General features: G+C 64.2%; 23 protein-coding genes. 11 read left to right on the top strand and 12 right to left on the bottom strand.

From position 1 onward, the window contains the following. Positions 1–34: 34 nt before the first annotated feature. Positions 35–937 carry a phosphotransferase gene (locus NKJ12_RS10055; protein ID WP_352506949.1) on the top strand — a complete coding sequence of 301 codons (903 nt, stop codon included), beginning with the start codon at positions 35–37 and terminating at the stop codon, positions 935–937. On the opposite strand, the gene NKJ12_RS10050 is transcribed toward NKJ12_RS10055, so the two are convergent. From NKJ12_RS10050 to ilvD, 3 genes are all read right to left on the bottom strand, one after another. Then, the gene (locus NKJ12_RS10050; protein ID WP_352506948.1) at positions 934–1857 is read right to left on the bottom strand and encodes a DMT family transporter; all 924 of its coding nucleotides are present in this window, start codon (positions 1855–1857) and stop codon (positions 934–936) included. The two genes, NKJ12_RS10055 and NKJ12_RS10050, sit on opposite strands and share 4 nt — an antisense overlap. Positions 1858–2075: 218 nt before the next feature. Next, on the bottom strand, positions 2076–3350 hold the full coding sequence (locus NKJ12_RS10045) for an amidohydrolase family protein (RefSeq protein ID WP_352506947.1): 1275 nt from the start codon (positions 3348–3350) through the stop codon (positions 2076–2078). Between the two features lie 27 nt (positions 3351–3377). Further along, positions 3378–5222 carry a dihydroxy-acid dehydratase gene (ilvD, locus tag NKJ12_RS10040; protein ID WP_352702463.1) on the bottom strand — a complete coding sequence of 615 codons (1845 nt, stop codon included), beginning with the start codon at positions 5220–5222 and terminating at the stop codon, positions 3378–3380. 293 nt (positions 5223–5515) lie between these two features. On the opposite strand from ilvD, the gene NKJ12_RS10035 reads away from it, so the two are divergent. Further along, on the top strand, positions 5516–5989 hold the full coding sequence (locus NKJ12_RS10035) for a VOC family protein (RefSeq protein ID WP_352702460.1): 474 nt from the start codon (positions 5516–5518) through the stop codon (positions 5987–5989). A gap of 171 nt (positions 5990–6160) precedes the next feature. Here the strand turns inward: NKJ12_RS10035 and NKJ12_RS10030 are convergent, their stop codons facing one another. The 3 genes from NKJ12_RS10030 to NKJ12_RS10020 all read right to left on the bottom strand — a co-directional run bounded on the left by NKJ12_RS10030 (position 6161) and on the right by NKJ12_RS10020 (position 9361). After that, positions 6161–7753 (bottom strand): peptide chain release factor 3, encoded by a 1593-nt coding sequence (locus NKJ12_RS10030; protein ID WP_352702458.1) that lies wholly within the window; start codon positions 7751–7753, stop codon positions 6161–6163. An 86-nt stretch (positions 7754–7839) separates the two neighbouring features. Further along, complete coding sequence (locus NKJ12_RS10025) at positions 7840–8766, bottom strand: haloalkane dehalogenase (protein ID WP_352702456.1); 927 nt, start codon at positions 8764–8766, stop codon at positions 7840–7842. Positions 8767–8770: 4 nt separating this feature from the next. Then, positions 8771–9361 carry a TetR/AcrR family transcriptional regulator gene (locus tag NKJ12_RS10020; protein ID WP_352702454.1) on the bottom strand — a complete coding sequence of 197 codons (591 nt, stop codon included), beginning with the start codon at positions 9359–9361 and terminating at the stop codon, positions 8771–8773. Between the two features lie 117 nt (positions 9362–9478). Between NKJ12_RS10020 and NKJ12_RS10015 the strand changes: the two genes are divergently transcribed. Then, a complete protein-coding gene (locus tag NKJ12_RS10015; RefSeq protein WP_352702452.1) occupies positions 9479–10555 on the top strand; it encodes an NAD(P)/FAD-dependent oxidoreductase in 1077 nt (358 codons plus the stop codon). Here the strand turns inward: NKJ12_RS10015 and NKJ12_RS10010 are convergent. Next, complete coding sequence (locus NKJ12_RS10010) at positions 10549–11922, bottom strand: amidase (RefSeq protein WP_352644576.1); 1374 nt, start codon at positions 11920–11922, stop codon at positions 10549–10551. The two genes, NKJ12_RS10015 and NKJ12_RS10010, sit on opposite strands and share 7 nt — an antisense overlap. A 173-nt stretch (positions 11923–12095) precedes the next feature. After that, positions 12096–12311, bottom strand: coding sequence for a DUF6356 family protein (locus tag NKJ12_RS10005; RefSeq protein WP_352702450.1), 216 nt, complete (start codon positions 12309–12311; stop codon positions 12096–12098). 115 nt (positions 12312–12426) lie between these two features. Here NKJ12_RS10005 and NKJ12_RS10000 point away from each other — a divergent pair, with 115 nt between their 5' ends. The 3 genes from NKJ12_RS10000 to NKJ12_RS09990 all read left to right on the top strand — a co-directional run bounded on the left by NKJ12_RS10000 (position 12427) and on the right by NKJ12_RS09990 (position 14123). Continuing rightward, the gene (locus NKJ12_RS10000; RefSeq protein ID WP_352644540.1) at positions 12427–12897 is read left to right on the top strand and encodes an Lrp/AsnC family transcriptional regulator; all 471 of its coding nucleotides are present in this window, start codon (positions 12427–12429) and stop codon (positions 12895–12897) included. A gap of 84 nt (positions 12898–12981) precedes the next feature. Beyond that, complete coding sequence (gene dut / locus NKJ12_RS09995; RefSeq protein ID WP_352644538.1) at positions 12982–13467, top strand: dUTP diphosphatase; 486 nt, start codon at positions 12982–12984, stop codon at positions 13465–13467. Then, positions 13467–14123 carry an HAD family hydrolase gene (locus tag NKJ12_RS09990; protein WP_352644535.1) on the top strand — a complete coding sequence of 219 codons (657 nt, stop codon included), beginning with the start codon at positions 13467–13469 and terminating at the stop codon, positions 14121–14123. The genes dut and NKJ12_RS09990 overlap by 1 nt, the downstream gene beginning before the upstream one ends. A gap of 33 nt (positions 14124–14156) precedes the next feature. Here NKJ12_RS09990 and NKJ12_RS09985 read toward each other — a convergent pair whose 3' ends face one another. Continuing rightward, complete coding sequence (locus NKJ12_RS09985; protein WP_352702448.1) at positions 14157–14741, bottom strand: TetR/AcrR family transcriptional regulator; 585 nt, start codon at positions 14739–14741, stop codon at positions 14157–14159. A gap of 82 nt (positions 14742–14823) precedes the next feature. Between NKJ12_RS09985 and NKJ12_RS09980 the strand changes: the two genes are divergently transcribed. The 4 genes from NKJ12_RS09980 (at position 14824) to NKJ12_RS09965 (ending at position 18061) form a co-directional block, all read left to right on the top strand. Beyond that, positions 14824–15234, top strand: coding sequence for an SRPBCC family protein (locus NKJ12_RS09980; protein ID WP_352702447.1), 411 nt, complete (start codon positions 14824–14826; stop codon positions 15232–15234). Between the two features lie 75 nt (positions 15235–15309). Next, a complete protein-coding gene (locus NKJ12_RS09975; protein WP_352702445.1) occupies positions 15310–16167 on the top strand; it encodes a hypothetical protein in 858 nt (285 codons plus the stop codon). A 77-nt stretch (positions 16168–16244) separates the two neighbouring features. Beyond that, on the top strand, positions 16245–17048 hold the full coding sequence (locus NKJ12_RS09970; RefSeq protein WP_352702443.1) for an isocitrate lyase/PEP mutase family protein: 804 nt from the start codon (positions 16245–16247) through the stop codon (positions 17046–17048). A 14-nt stretch (positions 17049–17062) separates the two neighbouring features. Then, positions 17063–18061, top strand: coding sequence for a proline racemase family protein (locus tag NKJ12_RS09965; RefSeq protein WP_352702440.1), 999 nt, complete (start codon positions 17063–17065; stop codon positions 18059–18061). Here the strand turns inward: NKJ12_RS09965 and NKJ12_RS09960 are convergent. Together NKJ12_RS09960 and NKJ12_RS09955 are read right to left on the bottom strand one after the other, a co-directional pair. After that, positions 18058–18753: a sulfate transporter family protein gene (locus NKJ12_RS09960; protein WP_352479881.1), complete on the bottom strand. Its 696-nt coding sequence runs from the start codon at positions 18751–18753 to the stop codon at positions 18058–18060. The two genes, NKJ12_RS09965 and NKJ12_RS09960, sit on opposite strands and share 4 nt — an antisense overlap. 83 nt (positions 18754–18836) lie before the next feature. Next, the gene (locus NKJ12_RS09955) at positions 18837–19727 is read right to left on the bottom strand and encodes a DMT family transporter (RefSeq protein WP_502905704.1); all 891 of its coding nucleotides are present in this window, start codon (positions 19725–19727) and stop codon (positions 18837–18839) included. 208 nt (positions 19728–19935) lie between these two features. Between NKJ12_RS09955 and NKJ12_RS09950 the strand changes: the two genes are divergently transcribed. Beyond that, the gene (locus tag NKJ12_RS09950) at positions 19936–20928 is read left to right on the top strand and encodes an adenosine kinase (protein WP_352702435.1); all 993 of its coding nucleotides are present in this window, start codon (positions 19936–19938) and stop codon (positions 20926–20928) included. A gap of 37 nt (positions 20929–20965) precedes the next feature. Here NKJ12_RS09950 and NKJ12_RS09945 read toward each other — a convergent pair whose 3' ends face one another. Then, positions 20966–23245: an NADP-dependent malic enzyme gene (locus tag NKJ12_RS09945; protein WP_352476062.1), complete on the bottom strand. Its 2280-nt coding sequence runs from the start codon at positions 23243–23245 to the stop codon at positions 20966–20968. Positions 23246–23442: the final 197 nt, after the last annotated feature.

Raw genomic sequence — 23442 nt, 5'->3', positions numbered from 1 at the left:
CGCGACAATAAAGATGGGAAAAGGAGCGAAAGCCATGGCGGATGACCAGGCACGCGCCGCGCTTGCGGCAATTCCGATGCTGGCCGGCTATGACGGCCCGCTGGAACGGCTCGGCGGCCTGACCAACCTCGTCTTCAGAGGTAAGGATTTCTGCCTGCGTATCCCCGGCAAGGATACCGAGGAATACATCAACCGCGCCAACGAGGCAGTGGCGGCCCGGGAAGCGGCGAAGGCCGGCGTCAGCCCGGAAGTGCTGCATGTCGATGCCGAGACCGGCGTGCTGGTGACCCGCTTCATCGCCGGCGCCGAGACGATGTCGCCGGAAAAATTCAAGACCCGACCGGGCAGCCCGGCACGCGCCGGCAAGGCCTTTCGCAAGCTGCACACATCCGGCGCGGTGTTCCCCTTCCGCTTCGAGCTGTTCGCGATGATCGACGATTATCTGAAAGTGCTGTCAACCAAGGACGTCGCCCTGCCTGCCGGCTACCACGATGTGGTCCGCGAGGCGGAGGCAGTGCGCTCAGCACTTGCAGCTCAACCTCTGCCGATCGTCGCCTGCCACTGCGACCCGCTCTGCGAAAACTTTCTCGATACGGGCGACAGGATGTGGATCGTCGACTGGGAATATTCCGGCATGAACGATCCGCTCTGGGATCTCGGCGACCTCAGCGTCGAAGGGCAATTCGACGCCGCGCAGGACGAGGAAATGATGCTGGCCTATTTCGGCGGCGAGCCGAGACCGGCGGAGCGCGCCCGCATCGTCATCTACAAGGCGATGTGCGACCTTTTGTGGACGCTGTGGGGACTGATCCAGCTTGCCAACAAAAATCCGGCCGACGACTTTCGCGCCTATGCAGACGGCCGGTTTGCGCGCTGCAAGGCACTGATGGAGATGCCGGAATTTTCGCGGCATCTCGCAGCGGTGCGCCGGGGTTAATTCACACCCTTCGGCACGTTCTCGGGCGGCACCACGGTTTCGACCACCTTCTGGCGATGGAAAATGAACAGGCCGGCCAGCACGACGATGGCCGAGCCGATCAGGATGCGCGGCCCAGGCACATCGCCGAAGAAGGCGAGGCCGAAGACCACTGCCCACAACAGCAGGCTGTAATGCAGCGGCGCCAAGGTCGAGGCCGGCGCCAGCTTCAACGCCCTGGTGATCATCAGATGCGCACCGCAGGAGACGATGCCGAGAAGCAGCATGGCGCCGAAGTCGAGCGAGGACGGCGTCCTCCAGCTGCCGAGGGTCAGCGCAGCGCCGACCAGCAGCGTGCCGATGGTTTGCCAGGTGACCAGCGAAGTGTCGCTGGTGCCGCGGAGCCGCCGATTGAGGATGATGGCGAAGGCAAAGGAAATGCTGCCGGCGAGCGCGAACATCGAGGACAGCGAGAACGCGGCCGACGACGGCTTCAGCATGATCAGCACACCGCAGAAACCGAGCAGGATAGCCGCCCAGCGGCGCCAGCCGACCCTTTCGCCGAGCAAAAAGTGCGACAGCGCCGCGACGTAGATCGGCCCGGCCATGTAGAAGCTCATCACATCGGCGAGCGGCAGATAGACGACCGCCGCGTAGAACAGCGCCGTGTCAAGCGTCGTCATCACCACGCGCAGCAGCTGCAGCTCCGGCCGCTCCATGAGAAACAGCTTGGCCGCACCCTGATGGGCAATCATCGGCCCAAGTATGAAAAACGCGCCGATCGAGCGGATCAGCACGACCTGGCCGACGGAAAAACTGGCAACCAGCCACTTGCCCATCGCATCGTTCAGCGCAAACAGGAAATCGCCGGCGAGCATCAGCAGGATGCCGGCCAGCAGCACGTTCCTGATCGTCGAATTATGGGCTGCGGGCTGCGCCATTCCGTTACCGGTTCCTCGCCGTGGGGTACGGTGACCCGCGTCGTAGTCGCAAGCTGCGGCCGTGACGAGGCGAAAATCGAGAATTCGGTAAGACCAGCGCCGGAAATCGGCTGGACTAATGCATGTCGCGCAAAAGTGTGCAGCGGTTTTGCGACAACGACATGCATCAAAACAGGAACTTAAGCGCGTCGCATGAGGCCGGTCGAGCGCGACGCGCTTTAAGCGTGGCGCCGGTTCACCGTGCCCGGCCTTCCGGCGATCGAAAGCCGCGTGTCCTGCCGGCTGCGCTCGGCCACCACCTTGCCCCTGGCAATGACGCAGAGACGCTCTGGGCGCAGCCGCAGCGCCTCGACCGGGTTGCCGGCATCGAGAACGACCAGGCTGGCGCGCTTGCCGACCGCCAGGCCAAGGTGGTCGAGGCCCATGATGGCGGCATTGACGTTGGTGACCATGTCGAAGCAGCGCGCCATCTCTGCCGGGCTCGACATCTGGGCGACATGCAGGCCCATGAAGGCGACGTCGAGCATGTCTGCGGTGCCCAGCGAATACCAGGGGTCGAGCACGCAATCCTGGCCCCAGCCGACGCGGATGCCGTGCGCCAGCATCTCCTTGACCCGCGTCAGCCCGCGGCGCTTGGGAAAGGTGTCGTGGCGGCCCTGCAGCATGATGTTGATCAGCGGATTGGGGATCGCCGAAACGCCGGCCTCGGCAATCAGCGGCAACAGTTTCGAGACGTAGTAATTATCCATCGAATGCATCGATGTTAGGTGCGAGCCGGCCACTCTGCCCTGCAATCCAAGCCGCTGCGTCTCATAGGCAAGCTGCTCGATGTGGCGCGACAGCGGATCGTCGGTCTCGTCGCAATGCAGGTCGACCATCAGGCCGCGCTCGGCCGCGATCTCGCAGAGCTCGGTGACGGAGCGCGTGCCGTCGGCCATGGTGCGCTCGAAATGCGGAATGCCGCCGACGACATCGACGCCTATGTCGAGCGCCCGGATGGTGTTGCTGCGCGCCGTCGGCGAGCGATAGAAGCCGTCCTGCGGGAAGGCGACCAATTGCAGGTCGATATACGGCGCAACGGTCTTCTTCACGTCGAGCAGCGCTTCGACCGCCAGCAGGCGGTCGTCGCAAACATCGACATGGGTTCGGATCGCGAGCAGGCCCATCGACACCGCCCAGTCGCAATAGGCAAGCGCACGGTCGCGCACCGCCTCGTGGGTCAGAAGCGGCTTCAGCTCGCCCCACAGCGAAATGCCTTCGAGCAACGTGCCCGAGACATTGATGCGCGGAATGCCGAGCGAGAGCGTTGCGTCCATATGGAAATGCGGATCGACGAAAGGCGGCGAGACCAGATTGCCACGGGCATCGATCGCCGTGCCGGCGCTGACGTTCAGCTCGGGCTCAATCGCTGCGATCGTTTCGCCGACGATACCGATATCGGCGATCCTGCCGTCCGGCAGCGTGCCGCCGCGCACCACAAGGTCGAAATCCATCTATCGTTACCCCTTTGAAGAGTATGCCTATTCCGGCACGTACCGCACCGCCCCCTTGGCGGCACTTGTCGCCATCGCCGCATAGGCGCGCAAGGCGGTCGTCACCTTGCGCTTGCGCTTTTCCTCGGGCTTCCAGGCAGTTGGTCCCTTGGCCTCCATCGCCGCGCGACGGGCGGCGAGTTCGGCGTCGTCGACAGCAAGCCTGATGGTGCGGTTGGGGATGTCGATCTCGATCGTGTCGCCTTCCATGACCAGCCCGATCAGACCGCCTTCCGCGGCTTCCGGCGAGACGTGGCCGATCGACAGGCCGGAGGTGCCGCCGGAAAAACGACCGTCGGTGATCAGTGCGCAGGCTTTGCCGAGGCCCTTCGATTTGAGATAGCTGGTCGGATAGAGCATTTCCTGCATGCCGGGGCCGCCGCGCGGGCCTTCATAACGGATAACGACGACATCGCCGGCCTTGATCTCGTTCGACAGGATCGCCTTGACGCTGGCATCCTGGCTTTCGAACACTCTTGCCGGACCGGTGAATTTCAGGATCGATTCATCGACACCGGCCGTCTTCACTATGCAACCGTCGAGCGCGAGATTGCCTTTCAGCACGGCAAGGCCGCCGTCCCTTGAGAAAGGATGTTCGGCCGAGCGGATGACGCCCGTCTCGCGGTCGAGATCGAGATCGTCCCAGCGGCGGTCCTGGCTGAAAGCGACCTGCGTCGGCACGCCGCCGGGTGCCGCGAGGAAGAAGTCGCGGACGTTCTGGCTGCTCGTGCGCGAAATATCCCAGTGGTCGAGCGCTTCGCCGAGGCTGGCGGTGTGCACCGTCGGCAGGTCGCGCTTGATCAGCCCGGCGCTATCCAGCTGGCCGAGGATCGCCATTATGCCGCCGGCGCGGTGGACGTCCTCCATGTGGACGTCGGCCTTGGCCGGCGCCACCTTGCATAGCACCGGCACCCGCCGCGACAGCCGGTCGATGTCTTCCATGGTGAAGTCGACCTCGCCCTCATGTGCCGCGGCGAGGATGTGCAGCACGGTGTTGGTCGAGCCGCCCATGGCGATGTCGAGCGTCATGGCGTTCTCGAAGGCGCCCTTCGACGCGATGCTGCGCGGTAGCGCGGTGTCGTCGTCCTGCTCGTAATAGCGTTGGGCGAGATCGACGATCAGATGGCCGGCCTCGACGAACAGCCGCTTGCGGTCGGCATGCGTCGCCAGCGTCGAGCCGTTGCCGGGCAGCGACAGGCCGAGCGCCTCGGTCAGGCAGTTCATCGAATTGGCGGTGAACATGCCCGAGCACGAGCCGCAGGTCGGACAGGCCGATCGCTCGATGATCTTGACGTCCTCGTCGGACACCTTGTCGTCAGCGGCCGCGACCATGGCGTCGACCAGGTCAAGCGCCTGGCTCTTGCCGGCGAGCACCACTTTGCCGGCCTCCATCGGTCCGCCGGAGACGAAGACGGTCGGGATGTTGAGGCGCAGCGACGCCATCAGCATGCCCGGCGTGATCTTGTCGCAATTCGAGATGCAGACCATGGCGTCGGCGCAATGCGCGTTGACCATGTATTCGACCGAGTCGGCGATCAATTCTCGCGACGGCAGCGAATAGAGCATGCCGTCATGGCCCATGGCGATGCCGTCGTCGACGGCTATGGTGTTGAATTCCTTGGCGACGCCGCCGGCCTTTTCGATCTCGCGGGCAACCAGCTGGCCTAGGTCTTTCAGATGGACATGGCCGGGCACGAACTGGGTGAAGGAATTGACCACGGCGATGATCGGCTTGCCGAAGTCCGAATCCTTCATCCCGGTGGCGCGCCACAGGCCGCGGGCGCCGGCCATGTTGCGGCCATGGGTGGTGGTGCGGGAACGGTAGGCGGGCATTGAACTGTCCTTGCTGTCTGCTCGCGCCGCACAGGCGCGGAAAACCGGAATTGAGCCGCAGGCCTTATAGGCGCCAAGCTCTGGTCTGGCCACAATTTTGCGCTGCGCCAGGGCGCGGAACGAGCGCCAGCCAAAGACGCAGCCGGTCCAGACCGACCGAAAAAAAGTCAGAGGTGCTGTCGGATCCGGTTTTGCTCGAGCGTCCTTGGGCAGACGGCGGGGCTGGGCAACATTCGCCAGCCGGCCGTTTTGCCAGTAAAAACAAAGCCAAAACCAGTCCGAGGAGCAAGAGAATGCAAAAGATCACCCCCTGCCTGTGGTTCGACGACCAGGCCGAGGAGGCCATGAACCATTACATCTCCATCTTCAAGAATTCGAAGGTGCTGAGCGTGATGCGCTGGCCCAAGGGCAGCGGCGATAATGAGGGCAAGGTGCTGATGGTCTCATTCGAGCTCGACGGCGTTCAGTTCCAGGCGCTCAACGGCGGGCCGCAATTCAAGTTCACCCAGGCAGTCTCGCTCTCCATCGACTGCAAGACGCAGGAAGAGGTTGACTATTTCTGGGACAGGCTCATCGCGGGCGGTGGCGAGCCCAGCCAGTGCAGCTGGCTGAAGGACAAGTTCGGCCTCTCCTGGCAGGTCGTTCCCGAGCAGTTGCCCAAGCTGCTGCTGGACCCCGACAGGGAAAAGGCCGGCCGGGTGATGCAGGCGATGATGCAGATGAGCAAAATCGACATCGCCAAGATCGAAGAGGCAGCGAAAGGGTGAACGAACGCGATCTTTCCTTCTCCCCTGTGGGAGAAGGTGGATCGGCGCGAAGCGCCGAGACGGTTGAGGGGTGCTGGACGGAATGAGACGTTGGTGTTTCCTGGAACACCCCTCATCCGTCGCCCTCGGCGACACCTTCTCCCACAAGAAGGGGAGAAGGGAAGGGGCGCATCAGGCCGCTTTGTCGCGGACCTGATAATCCTTTACCGCCGCAAAGCGGATCGCCTTCCAGCTTTCAGCCTCGTAATTGAGCGAGAAGGCGTGCTGGGCGAGGAACACCGGGTCGTTGTCGAGGTCGCGGGCAATGTCGCCGCGATGCGCCTCGATGAAGCGCTGGAGCTCGGCCTTGTCGTCGGCCGAGATCCAGCGGCAGACCGAAAAGCGCGACATCTCGAAATCGACCGGCAGTGTGTATTCGAAGTTCAGCCGCTCTTTCAGGACATCGAGCTGCAGGGCGCCGACGACGCCGACGATGGCCGGCGAGCCGTCCTCCGGCGAGAACAATTGCACGACGCCTTCCTCGGCCATCTGGTGCAGCGCCTCCTTGAGCTTCTTGGCCTTCATCGCGTCGCCGAGGCGGACGCGGCGCAGGATTTCCGGCGCGAAATTCGGCACGCCGCGAAACAGGATCTCCTCGCCTTCGGTCAGCGTGTCGCCGATGCGCAGCGTGCCGTGATTGGGAATACCGACGACGTCGCCGGCAAACGCCTCGTCGGCGGTGACGCGGGTGCGGGCGAAGAAGAATTGCGGCGCCGACAGGCTCATCGGCTTGCCCGTGCGCACCAGCTTGGCCTTCATGCCGCGCTCGAGCTTGCCGGAGCAGACGCGGACGAAGGCGATGCGGTCGCGGTGGTTGGGGTCCATATTGGCCTGGATCTTGAAGACGAAGGAGGTCATCTTGTCCTCGGTCGCCTCGACCTTGCGCGTGTCGGCCTCCTGCGCGCGCGGCGGCGGCCCATAGGCACCGAGCGCCTCGATCAGGTCGCGCACGCCGTAATTGCGCAGCGCCGAGCCGAAATAGACCGGTGTCAGATGGCCTTCGCGAAAGGCTTCCAGATCGAGCGGGCGGCAGGCCTCGCGCGCCAGCTCCAGCTCCTCGATGAAAGCCTCCCGGTCGTTCTCCGGCAAGAGACCGGCGACACGGTTGGAATCGGGGCCGTTGACCGGCGTGCGCTCCTTTTCGGCGTCGCCCTTGCGAACCGCGTTCAGCGCCAGATGGTAGGTCCCGGAAAAGGTCTTGGCGCGGCCGATCGGCCAGGTGATCGGTGCGGTATCAAGCGCCAGCTTCTGCTCGATCTCATCGAGGATGTCGAACGGGTCGCGGCTTTCTCGGTCCATCTTATTGACGAAGGTGATGATCGGGATATCGCGCAGCCGGCAGACCTCGAACAGTTTCAACGTGCGCGGCTCGATGCCCTTGGCGGCGTCAATGACCATCACCGCGCTGTCGACCGCCGACAGCGTGCGATAAGTGTCGTCGGCGAAATCCTCGTGGCCGGGCGTGTCGAGCAGGTTGAAGACAGTGTCCTCATATTCGAAGGTCATCACCGAGGTGACCACCGAAATGCCGCGCTCGCGTTCGATCTTCATCCAGTCGGACCGGGTCTGGATGCGGTCCTTCTTGGCCTTGACCTCGCCGGCAAGCTGGATCGCACCGCCGAACAAAAGCAGCTTTTCGGTGAGCGTCGTCTTGCCGGCGTCGGGGTGAGCAATGATCGCGAAAGTGCGGCGGCGCGATACCGCATCTGTAATCGTTTCGGACATTTTCAGGATTTCCGTGTGAGGCCGGGCTTCTAGCAGCGGAGTGCAGAGCTGTCGACCTCTCCGGCGGAGTGGCCACGCTCCCGGCTTCACGCCGGTTCGGCGGCATGGCTCTCGAAGGCTATCTCGGGAATCCACTCGGCAATGGCGGTACCGATCCTGTCGGCATGGTCCTCCTGCAGATAATGCGCGCCGGGTCCGAGATCGATCAACCGGCAGTTCTTTAGGCCGGCTGCGAATTCCCGTGCCGCCTGCGGCGAGACGAGGGCGCCCGGATCGCCTGAGAAAAGCAGCTTCGGGTAGGAGGAAGCCCGGAGCGCCCGATGGTCGTGCTCACTGATGGCGGCGACATCGGCGGGCTGGCCTTCGATCGGCAGGTCGCGTGGCAGCCGCAGGATCGGCTTGCGTGATCGCGGTGTCGGGAACGGCGCCCGGTAGGCGGCCATTTCAGCATCGCTCATCGTGCGCAGAACCGAGGCCGGCAGCACCTTTTCGACGAAGACGTTGTCTTCCAGAACAAGCTTCTCACCGATGCCGGGCGTGCGCATTGCCTTGAACAATTCGCGCGCCTGCGAACGCTGGTGAAAATCGTCCCAGCTCTCGAAGGGGCGGATGAACTCCATGAAGGCGAGGCCGAGGATCCGCTGCGGCCGCCGTGCGGCGAGATGGAAGGCGACCGCGGTGCCCCAGTCCTGCGCGATGACCACCAGTTCGGTGATGCCAAGCGTCTCGATGAAGGCGTCGAGATAGCGGACGTGGTCGAAGAAGCGATAGTCGATGTCCGGCTTGCCGGATTGGCCATAGCCGATCAGGTCGGGCGCGATGCAGCGGCCGAATGGCGCCACATGCGGGATGATGTCGCGCCAGATGTAGGACGACGTCGGGTTGCCGTGCAGGAAGAGCACTGTCGGGCCAGCCGTGCCTGCCTCGACATAGGAGATGGTGGAATCGAGTACCGCGATTTGCGACCGTCGCAGCATTGTGCGGGATTGCTGCTTTTCGAATTTCGGGTTCATCGGATCAGCTCCTTTTTGCGAAGACTGTTTTGAAGACGATGTTCTTGAAGCGCTCGAGCGGTTCGGGACTGCGCTCCACCTTCATGCGCAGCATCGCGCCTTGCCAGGAACTCAAAAGGAAATCGGCGAGGTCCTCGGCATCGAATGCGTCGGTGATATCGCCGGCCGCCTGGCCCTCGGCGATGCATTCGGCGAAGGGCTTGCGCCAGCGTTCGAAAATGGCGACGAGTTGCAGCCTCAGCGCCTCACTGTGAGCCGCCGTCTCGAGGCTGAGATTACCGATCATGCAGCCCCGTGCCCAATCATGCGCCTCCAGTTTCGACGTGATGATTTCGAGATAGCGGCGCAAGCGCCCGACCGGAGGCGTGCCGTCCCGGGCGAGGGCCTGCTCCACCAAACCGCTCACATAGGCGAAATAGCGGTCCAGCACCTCGCCGGTGAACGCCTCCTTGGATGCAAAATGATTGGTGAAGGACCCCGGACGGGCATCGGCCGCGGCGACGATGTCGCGTACGCCGGCGGCCGAATAGCCGGAACTCCAGATGGTTTTGAAACCGGCGTCGAGAAGCTTTTCGCGAAGTGAGTGTCTAGCCATGGCGATACAATACGTACGTACGTATTAAAGTCAAGAGGCATATTTTATACCGCGCGCTCTTGGCAGAGCCCACGGGCAATGGCATCGCAGTGGTGGCGTTGGAACGAGGAGTGAAGCATGGCAGCGGCGAAACAAGTCATCGTCATCGGCGCCGGCATCATCGGCGCCTCCATCGCCTGGCACCTGACCAGAGCAGGAGCAAAGGTGACGGTCATTGCCGGCAGCGGCGCCGGCGGCGTCGCGACGCCGAATTCCTTTGCCTGGATCAACGCCAGCTGGGGTAATCTGCAGCCTTACTTCCGGCTACGGACTCGATCGATGGCCGAATGGACGCGGCTGGCGAACGAAGTGCCCGGCGTCCCGTTGCAATGGTGCGGCGGCCTGTGCTGGGACCTGCCCGCGGCCGAACTGGAAGCCTATGCCGCCGAACATTCCTCATGGGGCTATGGCATCGAGCGTGTCGACCGCGCCGCCGCAGCACGCATCGAGCCAAACCTGACCGAGCTTCCCGACTTCGCCCTTTATGTCGCCAAGGAAGGTGTCGCCGAACCGGTCGCTGCTACGCAAGCGCTGCTGACCGACGCTGAACGGCGCGACGCGCGGCTGCTGACGGGAGTTACCGCGACCGCGCTTGTGCAGGCCAACGGCAGGATTGCCGGCGTCGATACATCCGGCGGGCGGATTGCTGCCGACGAGGTGGTGATCGCGGCCGGAGCCAGCTCTCCGGCACTAGCGGCAACAGCCGGGATAGAACTGCCGATCGAGACGCCACCCGGCTTGATCGTGCACTCGCGCCCCTACGAAAAGCTGCTCAACGGGCTGGTGATCGGCGACCGCCTGCATATGCGCCAGACAGCGGAAGGCCGCGTCATCGCCGGCTCGGATTTCGGCGGCGCCGATCCCGGCATGGATGCCGCGGCCACCGCCCGCGACCTGTTTGCGGCGATGAAGGCGATGCTGCGCGGCGCGGATGGGCTGGAACTCGATTTCCACACCATTGGCTACCGGCCGACGCCGGTCGATGGCTTTCCCATCATAGGCCGCGCCGAAGGCACGGGCGGCGTCTACGTCGCCGTTATGCATTCCGGCATCACGCTGGCGCCGGCCGTCGGCCTGTTCGCCGCCCGCGAAATCCTCGACGGCGAGCGCGATCCGCTGCTTGATCCCTACGGACTGGCGCGGTTTACTCAATAACCGGGTGGGCGGCGAAAGCCGCCGGCCAGCGGCTCGATGGCCCTGGCGATCCCGAGCAGGCGCGACTCCGACCAGCGTTTGCCAACAAGCTGTAGTCCTACGGGCAAGCCGTCGCGATCCTGTCCGCAGGGCAGCGACAGTGCCGGATGGCCGCTGTAGTTGAACACCGCGCCATAGGCCGGCAGCATCCAGTAGCTTTGCTTCTCGCCGTCGACCTCGATCGGCGTTCCCGGCTCGCAATGCGGGAAGGCGGTGACCATGGCGACCGGGCACAGCAAGGCGTCGCAACGGTCGAAGAACCGTTCCCATGCCAGGATGGAGCGGTCGCGGCGGGCGAGCGCCTCGAACCAGCGCGAGACCGGCGTCGGATTCTCCGGCGGTTCGGGCTGCGCCGCCTCCAGCATCATGCCGATCAGGACGCCGCCCTGCTTCAGGTCGTCGTGCAGGTCGAGCTCCGGCAATTCGGCTTCCTCGACGATGGCGCCCGCAGCCTGAAGCTCTTTTGCCAGACTTTCGACCGCCGCGCTGATCTCGCCGGCCACTGGAAAGCCCGGAAAGGACGGCGCGACGGCAATGCGCAAATTTTTGAGGTCCAGCTCCGGCATGGTTTCGACCGGTACCGGCGCAAGGTCGGTATCGCTTCCATCCGGGCCGGCAATGAGGCCGTAGATGAGCGCCAGGTCCTCGACGCTGCGCGCCAGCGGTCCGAGGCAGGACATCAGCCGCACGCTGCGCGGCGCCCCGCCTGGATCGGGGAAGGCGCCGGCGAGCGAGACGCGGTGCTCGGTCGGCTTGAGGCCGTAGACGCCACAAAAGGCGGCCGGCAGCCGGATCGAATCCTGCATGTCGGTGCCGACCTCGAACGGCGTCATACCGGTGCTGAGCGCCGCCGCCGCACCGCCGCTGGAGCCGCCGGCGGTGCGCTGGAGATCCCAGGGATTGCCGGTGCGGCCGAATAGCGGATTGCTCGACTGCCAGTCACCGAGCATTGTCGCCACGTTCGTCTTGCCCACCAGTATGCCGCCTGCCGCCTTTAGCCGGGCAACGACCGAACTGTCTGCCCTCGGGGCATAGTCGGCGAAGGCCGGGAAGCCGACGGTGGTTCTCATGCCAGCGGTTTCGTGCGTGTCCTTCAGTGTGAACGGCAGGCCATGCAGCGGCCCAAGTGCCTCGCCGCGCGCCTGCGCTTCGTCGGCTTTCTGCGCTCGAGCGCGAGCCCCCTCCCTGTCGAGCGTGACGACAGCATTGGCCGCCTCATTGTGCCTGTCGATCTGCGCCAGATGCTCGTCCAGCACTTCTATTGCGGAAACCGTACGGTCGCGGATGGCCGCGGCCAGTTTGGTGGTCGAGGAAAAGACGATATCCATCATGACTGCTCCGGGCTATCGCGCCGCGCTCCTCAAAATGGCGGATTGCGGCGCGGCTTCAAGCCTGGCTCGGTATTTCGACGACGGCGGCGCTTGATCGGGATTGCGCTGCCGGGATCCGTTGAGCGTCGGCGCTGTCCAGCAGGCCTCGCCGCGATCGGCACCTCTACGGCTTACCGTCCTCTGTTATGCGTCCGTTCGTAGAGCTCACGGATGATGCCGCTTGCCGTGGTCTCGAACAGAAACGGCAAGAAAGCATGAATGAGCGCGGCAAAGGCCGCCATGAACAATCGCGACGAGAACCATGCGGCGAAAGCCATATGGCCGAAATAGCTCTCGCCGACCGCGGCCGGGTGAGAGGTGAAAAGTCTTGCGAGCCGTGTTGTCATGTCGATCCCTCCTGCCGGCATGAAGAGCCAGCGATCAATATCCTGCCACGGCTATCAGGTTCGTAGGTCTCAAATTGTCCTTGTCTAAAGCCACATTTTGGGACAAACATCCCACATGAGGGCGGAAATCGACGAAATAGACCGGAGATTGCTGGCCGAGCTGCAACGCGACGGCACGCTGTCCGTCGACCAGCTCTCGGCAAGAATATCGCTGTCGCGCAATGCCTGCTGGCGCCGGGTCAAGCGGCTGGAGGAAGACGGCATCATTACCGGTCGGGTGGCGCTGGTCGACGCCGACAAGCTCGGACTCGGCCTTTCGGTGTTCATCCTGATCCGCACCTCGAACCACGATCCCGACTGGCTGCAAAGATTCCGGGCGGCGGTGACCGGCTTTGCCGAGATCACCGGCGCCTACCGCATGTCCGGCGATCTCGACTATGTGCTGCGCGCCCGCGTCGCCGACGTGAAGGCCTATGACCGGCTCTACCAGCGGCTGATCGCCAAGGTGGCGCTGTCGGACGTTTCGGCCTCTTTCGTCATGGAGGAGATCAAGGAGACCACGGTCGTTCCGATGGAACTGCGCTGAGGCGGAACTGCGCTGAAAGAAAGCCGTTGATAGCATTGCCGCCGAGTTGACTGAACCAGCGTTCGCGACGATAGGATCAGCCTTATGCGCGCAGCACCTTATCCTACCTCCGTCATCGGTCCGGCTGTCGGTTTCGTCAGGCTGCCGCATGGCGAGGGCTTGCCGCTTCCCGCCTATGAGAGCTCGGGCGCCGCCGGCATGGACCTGCGCGCCGCCGTCCCCGACGACAGGCCGCTTTTGATCCTGCCGGGAAAGCGCGCGCTGGTGCCGACCGGGCTGGTCCTGGAAATTCCGGAGGGCGTCGAAGGCCAGGTCCGGCCGCGTTCGGGCCTCGCTTTCAAGCACGGGCTCACCTGCCTCAACACGCCGGGCACCATCGACAGCGACTATCGCGGCGAGGTCAAGGTGCTACTGATCAATCTCGGCGACGAAGATTTCGCGGTGACGCGCGGCATGCGGATCGCCCAGATCGTCTTCGCCCCGGTAACGCGGGCGACCGTCGAGGAGCGCACATTGGCCGGCGGCACGGCGCGCGGCTCGGGCGGCTTCGGATCGACCGGCACCGCTTGATGAAAATACCCAAACTCGTCATCTTCGATTGCGACGGGGTTCTGGTCGATACCGAGAACCTGGCCAATCGGCGCCTCGCCGAATGGTTGACTGCGGCAGGCTTTCCGGCCAGCTTCGAATATTGCCGCAAGAATTTCTCCGGCCGCAGCATGGTTTCGGTGCAGAAGGAAGTCGAGGCGACCGGCGTCAGCCTTGGCGCCGATTTTGTCGAGCGCTGGAACGCCGGCCTGCCGGACCTGTTCGCACATGGCGTTGAGGCCATCCCGTACGTTCGCGAGTTCATCGAAACCGTGCACGCCGCCGGCATCGCCACCTGCGTCGCCTCGTCGGCACGGGTACCGAAAATGCACATCACACTCGGCCAGACCGGGCTGCTGCCGCTGTTCGAGCATGCGCTGTTCAGCTCGACCATGGTCTCGCGCGGCAAGCCGTTCCCCGACCTCTTCCTGCATGCGGCAGCGACGATGGGCTTCGCGCCCGGCGACTGCATCGTCATTGAGGACAGCGTCGCCGGGACGACAGCCGGCATCGCCGCCGGCATGCGCGTCTATTCCTACCACGGCGACCCGCTTTCCGACCGCGATGGACTGATCGAAGCTGGCGGCATCCTGTTCGACGACATGCGTGAACTGGCCGGGCTGGTGCCGATCCACTGATCGCCTTTGCGCAAGCTGCATGCGCATCCGGTCTCAGACCGGGCGTGGGGCTCCAAGTACTCGGTCGACCGTGTCGCGTATGAGGCTGCGCAGATTGGCCGGCCTGTCGAGATGACTGACGACAAGGAGGCCGTCGGCCGCCACCGTTAGCGCGTCCGCTGTGCGGTCCGGATCGGGATTTGCGTCCGCGATCAGCAGATCCCTGAGGATACCCCACTTCCAGTGACGATGCTGATCGATCGCCTGGCGAACCGGGCTGCTGGGATCCGGATATTCAGCAGCGGCGTTCTGAAACGGGCAGCCGCGGTAGCCCGGCTGATCTGCCGCATCGGCGATGAGATCGAATATCGCAAGGATCATCTGGCGAGGTGGCCGCCGCCCAAGGCGCCCGATTGCCGCCCGTCCTCCCTTGCTGAGCTCCTCGATGTAGGCGCGGACCAGATCGTCCTTGGCCGCGAAGTGATGATAGAACGTCGCCTTGGCAACGCCGGCCTCGGCGATGATGCGGTCGATGCCGACTGCGCGCACCCCCTCCAGAGAAAACAGCGCGGTCGCCGTATCGAGGATGCGACGGCGCGCAAGACTTTCGGGACGATCGTTGATTCGGGCTGCGGACATGCCTTGACTATATAGCAGACAGGTCTGTATACATCCACATGTAGACAGACCGGTCTACCTACTAATGAAGGAAAGGCGGAACATGGCTTCGATAGTCAGGGAAATCATCGTAGATGCTTCACCGGAAAGCGTATGGGCGACGGTGGGCGACTTCGCCGGCGGCGCCCAACGGATAGCCCCAGGCGTTTTCGTCGACTGCAGGGTGGATGAGGACGACGTACGGGCCCTTACTTTCGCCGACGGCAAGATTGTGCGAGAGCGGCTCATCGCCCGCGACGAGCAGAGCCGGCGCATCGTGTGGGGATGGCTCGGCGATGAGGTCACCCACGATAACACCTCCATGCAGGTCTTTGCCGAGGGCGAGGGCCGGAGCCGCCTGGTCTGGATCCATGACACTCTGCCGGACGAACTCGGCGCGTGGCTCGCAGCCGCCATGGATCAGCTGGTGCCTGTTTTCCAGGAGACCCTGGCGACCGAAGCCAAACCAATATAGCGGGGTAACGCCAGGTGTTTCCTCTTGGCCGCAAAATGCTCTAGCTTGCGCGCGCCCGACATAACGAGCGCACGCATGGCCTTCTCCCTGTTTCGTTTCATCCTTGCCTGCCTGCTGCTGCCTTGTCTTTGGACGACGGCCAGCGCCGAGGCCGTCAGTTTCCCGGAGCTCGGCAGCGCTGTCCCCGGGCACGGCAATCTCACTTATCTCGACCTCGCCAGGATGGTCATTCCCGATCTGACCGCGGACAAGGACGGCTTTTTCCGGGGTTCGACGCCGATCGAGATGCGCCACATCGCTGGTCCGGACTACGACCGCTCCCCGCCGGCGACGTCGGGTCTTTCCAACGCCGGCGTGCTCGGCATCAAGGCCGGCGGTAAGGAGCGGCTGACCATGCTGTTCGACCTTGGCGACTCGCCTGACAGCGCCGAGGGCTATGCCGTGCTGGCACTCTACGACATCACCGGCAAGCCGGCGCTGCTCGACGCGGTCAATGTCGCCGTCGACCGCATCACCTATCTTCGCGATCCGGGCAAGCTGCCGATCGGGCCTGGTGACGACGCTATCATCAGCATGAGCATGCATTTCAATTCGAGCCAGGGCTATGGGATCACGCCGCTGATCATGATCCGCAACGACAGGTTCGAGCTGATCGACATGATCTACACGTTCGACGAAAACCTCTGCACTCATAGGGGGACACAGAATGCGGCGTTCCAGGTGATCGCCGACGGCCAGCCTTATGCAGCCATCAAGGTCACAGTGACCGACGCGACGCTACCGGGAGAAGAAAGCTGCGACGGCCAGCCGCCGCCAGAGGCGTCTTCGCGCGACATTTCCGTCACCTATCATTGGAACAAAAATGCTTCGCGCTACGTCAAGGATTCCGATGCGCTGGACCGATTGGCAGATGACAACGCCAAACGCTTCTGAGCCAACCGCATTTGTTTGCCCGGCGCCTTCCGCCGGGCTAGAATTTGCCTCACATTCTGCACTGGAGGGGAGCATCCATGGACAAGGGTAAGATTTTTCGCGACCTGCATGCCTCGATCTTCGTCATGGCCAATTCCTGGGACGTCGGGACGACCAAGCTCTTGGCTTCGTTCGGCTTCAAGGCGCTGGCCACGACCAGCGCCGGCTTTGCCTTTTCGCGCGGCCTGCCCGATGGTGCGGTGACGTTCGAGGCGATGATCCATCATTGCCGTGAAGTGTCGGCGGCGACCGGGCTGCCGGTTTCGGCCGATCTCGAAAAGGGCAAGGGCGACAGCGCAACAAGTGCCGGCGAGACCATCTTCGCCGCCGAGGCGGCTGGCCTCGCCGGCTGCTCGATCGAGGACCATACTGGCGAGCCCGACAAGCCGATCTATGATTTTGCGCATGCCGTCGAGCGCGTCGCGGCGGCGGCAGAATCGGCACGGGCACTGAAACGCGATTTCGTCTTCACCGCGCGGGCCGAGAATTTCCTGTGGGGCAAGCCCGATCTTGACGATACGATCAAGCGGCTGCAGGCCTTCGAGAAGGCCGGCGCCGACGTGCTCTATGCACCGGGGCTGGGCGATATCGAGATGGTGCGAACCGTCTGCTCGGCGCTGACCAAGCCGGTCAACGTCATGGCCAGGCCCGGCTTCACCATCGCCGACCTGGCCATGGCGGGGGTAAAGCGCGTCTCGCTCGGTCCATGGCTCACCAATTTCGCCTTCGGCATGCTGGAGACCGCGGCGCGCGAGATCCAGCAGGATGGCACCTTCGGCTTCACCCGCGCCGCCATGCCGTTCGGCAAGCTGCAGGCGCTGTTTGCCAAATCTTCAGCCTAGGTCGGGCCCGGCGAATGACCCTCACCGTCGTCGACATGCACACCGGCGGCGAGCCGCTGCGGATCGTCACCGGCGGCTACCCTGACATTCCCAAGGGCACGATCCTCGAAAAGCGTGCCTATGTGCGCGATCATCTCGATCATCTCAGAAAGATCCTGATGTTCGAGCCGCGCGGCCATTACGACATGTATGGCGCGCTGCTGGTGGAGCCCGACCTGCCGGGCGCCGACCTCGCGGTGCTGTTCATGCACAATGAGGGCTATTCGACGATGTGCGGCCACGCCATCGTCGCGCTCGGCCGCTACGCCGTCGACGAGCGGCTGGTGGCGCCACGCGAGCCGTTGACGACCGTAAACATAGAGGCGCCGTGCGGGCTGATCTCCGCTGCGGTCGAGGTGAGAGATGGCAAGGCCGGTGCGGTGTCCTTCGAAAGCGTGCCGGCGTTTCTGTTCGCCCGCGACCGGCGGATCGAGCTGCCGGGCTATGGTCCGGTCGGCTTTGACATCGCCTATGGCGGCGCCTTCTATGCGCTCGCCGACTGCCGCCAGTTCGGGCTGGAATTCGGCAGGAACCGGGTGCGCGATTTCGTCGATGCAGCGACCGCGCTGACCAATAAGCTCAAGGCCGAATTGCCGCTGTCGCATCCCGACCATGCCGATCTCGCCTTTCTCTACGGCACCATCCTGACCGACGGACAGGATGCGTTCTCCGATACGCCGACCAAAAACATCTGCGTTTTCGCCGAAGCCGAGGTCGACCGTTCGCCGACCGGCTCGGGCGTCACCGCGCGGCTGGCGGCCATGCACGCCAAGGGGCAAATCGAGATTGGCCGGGCGCGGCTGTTCGAGAGCATCGCCGGCTCGCGCTTTTCCGGCGCCGTCGCACGCACGGCCACAGCCGGGCCGCATGATGCCATCATCGCCCGCGTCGGCGGCCGCGCCTATTACTCAGGACGGGCCGAATTCATCGTCGAGGACGATGATGAACTGGGCAGGGGTTTCCTGCTGCGCTAGCTCGCTTCCCGCGCCGAGATCGCCTTGTGCAGATGCACCATCATGGCGGCGGCGAACAGCGGTGTCAAAAGATTGAGCAGCGGCACGGCCAGGAAAGCGGCGACGACCAGCCCGGCCAGGAATACGGTGACTGCGTGCTTTCTGCGCAGCGCCCTGGCCTCGGCCTCCGGGCGAAAGCGCATGGTGGCGAACTCGAAGAACTCGCGCCCGAGCAGATAACCGTTAACGATGAAAAAGGCGGCGATGTTGATGCCCGGCACCAGCAGAAGCAGCAGAGCGATGATGTTGCCGAGGATGACGACGCCGAAGAACCTGATCGCCAGCACCAGCGAGCGCAGCGCCGGCACGGCGCGGCCGGGCGGATCGTTGGGATAGTCGGTGCGCTCGACCACTTCGGCGACGTCGTCAAGGAACAGGCCGGCGATGATCGCCGTCACCGGCGCGATAAAAAGCGCCAGCCCCAGCGCAAGGCCGACGCCGGCGACGACGGCGCCCAGCCATCCGGCCCAAGAGGGAAGGGCGGGCAGCCATGCATCGATCCACGGCCAGGCCAGCCATTCGAACAGGCTCTTTATTCCGAACCACAGCGCCGCCAGTGCCAGCAAGGTCAGCCCCAGTGTCTTCACGAACACGGAACGGAATTCGGGCGAGAATAGCCGGCTCAAGGCGGCGCGGGCGGCATCGAGGATCACGGCGTTTCCAATTCCATGTCAAACATGCCCGTGGCTGATATCTCCGAATAGGCGGAGACCGCCCAAGTCGCAAGCGCGGCTTCCTAGCGCGCGACCTTCGCCTGGGGAATGGTCATCGCCGCCACGCCGACGACGACCAGAGCCATTCCCCACCACGCGCTCGGACCAAGGCTTTCGCCAAGGAACACGGCTCCGATAGCAACGCCGATCGGCACCCGCAGATAGGCTTGCGAGGTGGTGCCGACAGAGCCCAGCGTATGGAGGAGGCGGAAATAGATCGAGAAGGCCAGCGCGGTCGAAAACACCGAAAGCCCGAGCAGCGCAAGGACCGACGTTGTCGATGGCGCCAGGGTCCATGGCCGGTCGAACGCAAGGCTCAACGGGATCAGCATCGCGGCGCCGCAGAGCATCGAACCGGCGGCCGGCACCATCGGGTCGAGCCCCCTGAAGCCGCGGCCGAAAACGGCAGCGCCGGCGTAGCAGATCGTCGCCGCGACCACGGCAAGTTGCGGCAAAAATTGCTGTCCGAGGCCGCCAAGCGCCGGGGCGCCGACAACGAGGCATATTCCGGCGATTCCCGCCGCGACACCGAACAGCTTGCGCATGGTCGCCGGTTCATGGCGGGTGATCAGGGCGGTCAGCAAGAAGGTGAAGATCGGCGAGGTCGCATTCAGGATCGTGGCCAGCCCGGCATCCAGCGAGCGCTCGGCCCAAGCGATCAGCGTGAACGGCACGACGCTGTTCAGGCATGCCTGGAATGCAAACCGGCGCCAGCTTGCGGCATCACCCGGCAAGGCCAGCCCGCGCCAGCGGATCAGGGCGAACAGGATGCCCCCCGCGACCAGGGTTCGCGCGGCGATCAGCGTCACCGGCGGGATCGTCGCGACGCCGATCTTGATGAAGCTGTAGGATGCGCCCCACAGCAGCGCCAATACGACGAGCAGCACCAGCTCGATCCTCGTGTCGGTTTTCATGGACATGGCCGGCTGGAACCTCTGGGCATCGCTCATCTCAGCCATGCTTGTAAGCCAGGCACGCGGGAAATGCTTCGGCCGCCATCCAACGATGGTCGCTATGCTGACATTCGTCGGATCGCCGCTAGGCAAAGCCGCATCAAACCGCTAGACCCGCCCGCGCCCGGCGTGGCAGAAAGCCGGTGGCTTTTGGCGGAGACATGAATTGATGCCGGACTATGACGTGCTTTGTATCGGAAATGCCATCGTCGACATCATCGCCCAGTGCGACGAGGCGTTCCTGGAGACCAACGGCATCATCAAGGGCGCGATGAATTTGATCGACACGAGGCGCGCCGAACTGCTCTACAGCCGCATGGGCCCGGCCATTGAAGCCTCGGGCGGCAGCGCCGGCAACACGGCGGCGGGCGTTGCCTCCTTCGGCGGTCGTGCCGCCTTCTTCGGCAAGGTCTCCAACGACGCACTCGGCGAAATCTACGCGCATGACATCCATGCCCAGGGCGTCGCCTTCGACACCAAGCCGCTCAACGGCGAACCGCCGACGGCGCGCTCGATGATCTTCGTCACGCCGGACGGCGAGCGCTCGATGAATACCTATCTCGGCGCTTGCGTCGAACTCGGCCCGGAGGACGTCGAGGCCGACAAGGCGTCGGGCGCCGCGGTCACCTATTTCGAAGGCTATCTGTGGGACCCGCCGCGCGCCAAGGAAGCGATCCGGCAGACGGCGAAACTCGCCCATGCCGCCGGGCGCGAAGTGTCGATGACCCTGTCGGACTCGTTCTGCGTCGACCGCTACCGCGACGAGTTCCTCGATCTCATGCGCTCCGGCACCGTCGACATCGTCTTTGCCAACAGCCACGAGATCAAGTCGCTCTACCAGACCGCGTCCTTCGACGAGGCGCTGGCCCAGATCCGCAAGGATTGCAAGATCGCCGCCGTCACCCGCTCGGAAAAGGGCTCGGTGATCGTGCGCGGCGACGAGACCGTCACCATCGAGGCGACCAGGATCCGCGAGCTGGTCGACACAACCGGCGCCGGCGACCTCTATGCCGCCGGCTTCCTCTACGGCTACACGCAAGGCCGCGGCCTGAAGCAGTGCGGCGACCTCGGCTCGCTGGCCGCCGGGCTGGTCATCCAGCAGATCGGCCCAAGACCAAGGCAGAATTTGCGCCACGAGGCCGAGCAGGCGGGGTTGCTGTAGCGCGGCACCTCTTCCTTCTCCCCCTGCTACGTGCTCCTCAAGCTCCCGCGCTATACGCCGCGATCGCCGCCATATTGACGATGTCTGAGTCCTTGGCATTGAGCGAGACGATCTGAACCGGCTTGTTCAGGCCGACCAGCAGCGGGCCGATGACGGTCGAGCCGCCGAGCTCCTGCAGCATCTTGGTCGAGATCGAGGCCGAGTGGAAAGCCGGCATGATCAGCACATTGGCCGGGCCGGTCAGCCTGATGAACGGGTACTGCGCCATGGCGCGGGCGTTGAGCGCCACGTCGGCGGCCATTTCGCCGTCATACTCGAAATCGACGCGGCGCTTGTCGAGGATGCGCACCGCTTCCTGGACGCGCTCGGAGCGCTCGCCCTGCGGATGGCCGAAGGTCGAATAGGCGAGCATGGCGAGCCTCGGCTCGTAGCCCATGCGGCGGGCAAAGCCGGCGGCCTCCTCGGCGATGTCGGCGATCTGCTCAGCATTCGGCATGTCGTGCACCGCGGTGTCGGCAACGAGGACGGTGCGACCCCGCGCCAGCACGATCGACACGCCGATGACGCAATGGCCGGGCCTTGCGTCGATGACGCGGCGGATATCGTCGAGGGCCGTCGAATAGTTGCGGGTGACGCCGGTGACGATGCCGTCGGCATCGCCCAGCGCCACCATGCAGGCGGCGAAATGGTTGCGGTCGTTGTTGATCAGCCGCTGGCAGTCGCGGAACAGGAAGCCTTTGCGCTGCATGCGCTCGTAGAGATAGTCGGCGTAGACCGAGTTGCGCCGCGACAGCCGCGCATTGATGATCTCGATGCCTTGCTTGCCGAGGTCGATGCCGGCGTTCCTGGCGTTTTCCTTGATGATGTCGTCGCGGCCGAGCAGGATGGCGGTGCCGAGCCGCTGGTTCACATAGGAGACGGCGGCGCGCATCACCTGCTCCTCCTCGCCCTCGGCAAAGACGATGCGCTTGGGCTGGCGGCGCACCCGGTCGTAGATGCGCTGCAGCGTCGATGCGATCGGGTCGCGGCGGGCGGAAAGCTCCTGCGCGTAGCGGTCCAGATCGAGGATCGGCTTGCGGGCGACGCCGGAGTCCATCGCCGCCTTGGCGACCGCGATCGGGATCGCCGAGATCAGGCGCGGATCGAACGGCACCGGGATGATGTAGTTTGGACCGAATTTCGGCCGCATGCCCTGATAGGCGGCGGCGACGTCGTCGGGCACGTCCTGGCGCGCCAGTTCGGCGAGCGCTTTGGCTGCGGCGATCTTCATGTCGTCGTTGATGGTGGTCGCCCGCACGTCGAGCGCGCCGCGGAAGATGTAGGGGAAGCCAAGCACGTTGTTGACCTGGTTGGGATAGTCGGACCGCCCCGTCGCCATGATGGCGTCGGTGCGGATCTCGGCGACCTCCTCCGGCGTGATCTCGGGGTCGGGATTGGCCATGGCGAAGATGATCGGGTTCTTGGCCATCGACTGCACCATCCTGGTGGTCAGCGTGCCCTTGGCCGAGAGGCCGAGGAACACGTCGGCGCCGTCCAGCGCTTCGGCCAGCGAGCGCGCACCGGTTTTCACGGCGTGCGCCGATTTCCACTGGTTCATGCCTTCGGTGCGGCCCTGGAAGACCACGCCCTTGGTGTCGCACAGGATGATATTTTCTGGCGCAAAGCCCATCGCCTTCATCAGTTCGATGCAGGCGATGCCGGCAGCGCCGGCGCCGTTGCAGACCATTTTCGTGGTCTTCATGTCGCGGCCGGTGATTTCCAGCGCGTTGATCAGGCCGGCGGCCGAAATGATGGCGGTGCCGTGCTGGTCGTCATGGAAGACCGGTATGTCCATCAGCTCGCGCAGCCGCTGCTCGATGATGAAACACTCCGGCGCTTTGATGTCCTCGAGGTTGATGCCGCCGAAGGAGGGGCCGAGAAAACGCACGCAGTTGATGAATTCGTCGGCATCCTCGGTGTCGACCTCGAGATCGATGGAATCGACGTCGGCGAAGCGCTTGAACAGCACCGCCTTGCCTTCCATCACTGGCTTCGAAGCAAGCGCGCCGAGATTGCCGAGGCCAAGGATGGCGGTACCGTTGGAGATGACGGCGACCATGTTGCCGCGAACTGTATAGTCGAAGGCGCGGCTCGGATCCTCGGCGATGGCGAGAACCGGCACGGCGACGCCCGGCGAATAGGCGAGGCTGAGATCGCGCTGCGTCGCCATCGGTTTTGTTGCGACGATCTCCAGCTTGCCCGGACGTCCCATGGCATGGAATTCCAATGCCTCCTGGGCGCTGACGGAGGGCCCGTTGCTTTCGGATTTCTTGGCCATGATGCTTTCGGTTCCTCGCCCGTACGGCACCGCTTGAGATGGGTGCGCATGCTTTCTTTTGTGGAAGGTTCGGGATTAAGGCTACACTTCGCCGCTGTAAACCGCCAAGCATGGCCTGCAAAATTTTGGAAGCAGCTTCTTGAACGACGAGACGCCCATTCGAAGCGACAACGCCACGCCGGCCTTCGCGCCGGCGA

It is taken from the genome of Mesorhizobium sp. M0195 (assembly GCF_040322115.1).
In the GTDB taxonomy this organism is placed as follows: Bacteria; Pseudomonadota; Alphaproteobacteria; order Rhizobiales; family Rhizobiaceae; genus Mesorhizobium.
Note: the sequence above shows the minus strand (reverse complement) of the source record. Positions and strands in the feature narration are given on the sequence as shown.

What these genes read in the sequence shown, in the direction of transcription:
- NKJ12_RS09990 (WP_352644535.1), top strand. Translation starts at nt 13,467, where the DNA reads ATGAAAATACCCAAACTCGTCATCTTCGATTGCGACGGGGTTCTGGTC.
- NKJ12_RS10045 (WP_352506947.1), bottom strand. Translation starts at nt 3,350, where the DNA reads ATGGATTTCGACCTTGTGGTGCGCGGCGGCACGCTGCCGGACGGCAGG.
- NKJ12_RS09975 (WP_352702445.1), top strand. Translation starts at nt 15,310, where the DNA reads ATGGCCTTCTCCCTGTTTCGTTTCATCCTTGCCTGCCTGCTGCTGCCT.
- NKJ12_RS09970 (WP_352702443.1), top strand. Translation starts at nt 16,245, where the DNA reads ATGGACAAGGGTAAGATTTTTCGCGACCTGCATGCCTCGATCTTCGTC.
- NKJ12_RS09955 (WP_502905704.1), bottom strand. Translation starts at nt 19,727, where the DNA reads ATGAAAACCGACACGAGGATCGAGCTGGTGCTGCTCGTCGTATTGGCG.
- dut (WP_352644538.1), top strand. Translation starts at nt 12,982, where the DNA reads ATGCGCGCAGCACCTTATCCTACCTCCGTCATCGGTCCGGCTGTCGGT.
- NKJ12_RS09950 (WP_352702435.1), top strand. Translation starts at nt 19,936, where the DNA reads ATGCCGGACTATGACGTGCTTTGTATCGGAAATGCCATCGTCGACATC.
- NKJ12_RS09985 (WP_352702448.1), bottom strand. Translation starts at nt 14,741, where the DNA reads ATGTCCGCAGCCCGAATCAACGATCGTCCCGAAAGTCTTGCGCGCCGT.
- NKJ12_RS10020 (WP_352702454.1), bottom strand. Translation starts at nt 9,361, where the DNA reads ATGGCTAGACACTCACTTCGCGAAAAGCTTCTCGACGCCGGTTTCAAA.
- NKJ12_RS09980 (WP_352702447.1), top strand. Translation starts at nt 14,824, where the DNA reads ATGGCTTCGATAGTCAGGGAAATCATCGTAGATGCTTCACCGGAAAGC.
- NKJ12_RS10000 (WP_352644540.1), top strand. Translation starts at nt 12,427, where the DNA reads ATGAGGGCGGAAATCGACGAAATAGACCGGAGATTGCTGGCCGAGCTG.
- NKJ12_RS10055 (WP_352506949.1), top strand. Translation starts at nt 35, where the DNA reads ATGGCGGATGACCAGGCACGCGCCGCGCTTGCGGCAATTCCGATGCTG.
- NKJ12_RS10005 (WP_352702450.1), bottom strand. Translation starts at nt 12,311, where the DNA reads ATGACAACACGGCTCGCAAGACTTTTCACCTCTCACCCGGCCGCGGTC.
- NKJ12_RS09965 (WP_352702440.1), top strand. Translation starts at nt 17,063, where the DNA reads ATGACCCTCACCGTCGTCGACATGCACACCGGCGGCGAGCCGCTGCGG.
- NKJ12_RS09945 (WP_352476062.1), bottom strand. Translation starts at nt 23,245, where the DNA reads ATGGCCAAGAAATCCGAAAGCAACGGGCCCTCCGTCAGCGCCCAGGAG.
- NKJ12_RS10030 (WP_352702458.1), bottom strand. Translation starts at nt 7,753, where the DNA reads ATGTCCGAAACGATTACAGATGCGGTATCGCGCCGCCGCACTTTCGCG.
- NKJ12_RS10025 (WP_352702456.1), bottom strand. Translation starts at nt 8,766, where the DNA reads ATGAACCCGAAATTCGAAAAGCAGCAATCCCGCACAATGCTGCGACGG.
- ilvD (WP_352702463.1), bottom strand. Translation starts at nt 5,222, where the DNA reads ATGCCCGCCTACCGTTCCCGCACCACCACCCATGGCCGCAACATGGCC.
- NKJ12_RS10015 (WP_352702452.1), top strand. Translation starts at nt 9,479, where the DNA reads ATGGCAGCGGCGAAACAAGTCATCGTCATCGGCGCCGGCATCATCGGC.
- NKJ12_RS10010 (WP_352644576.1), bottom strand. Translation starts at nt 11,922, where the DNA reads ATGGATATCGTCTTTTCCTCGACCACCAAACTGGCCGCGGCCATCCGC.
- NKJ12_RS10050 (WP_352506948.1), bottom strand. Translation starts at nt 1,857, where the DNA reads ATGGCGCAGCCCGCAGCCCATAATTCGACGATCAGGAACGTGCTGCTG.
- NKJ12_RS10035 (WP_352702460.1), top strand. Translation starts at nt 5,516, where the DNA reads ATGCAAAAGATCACCCCCTGCCTGTGGTTCGACGACCAGGCCGAGGAG.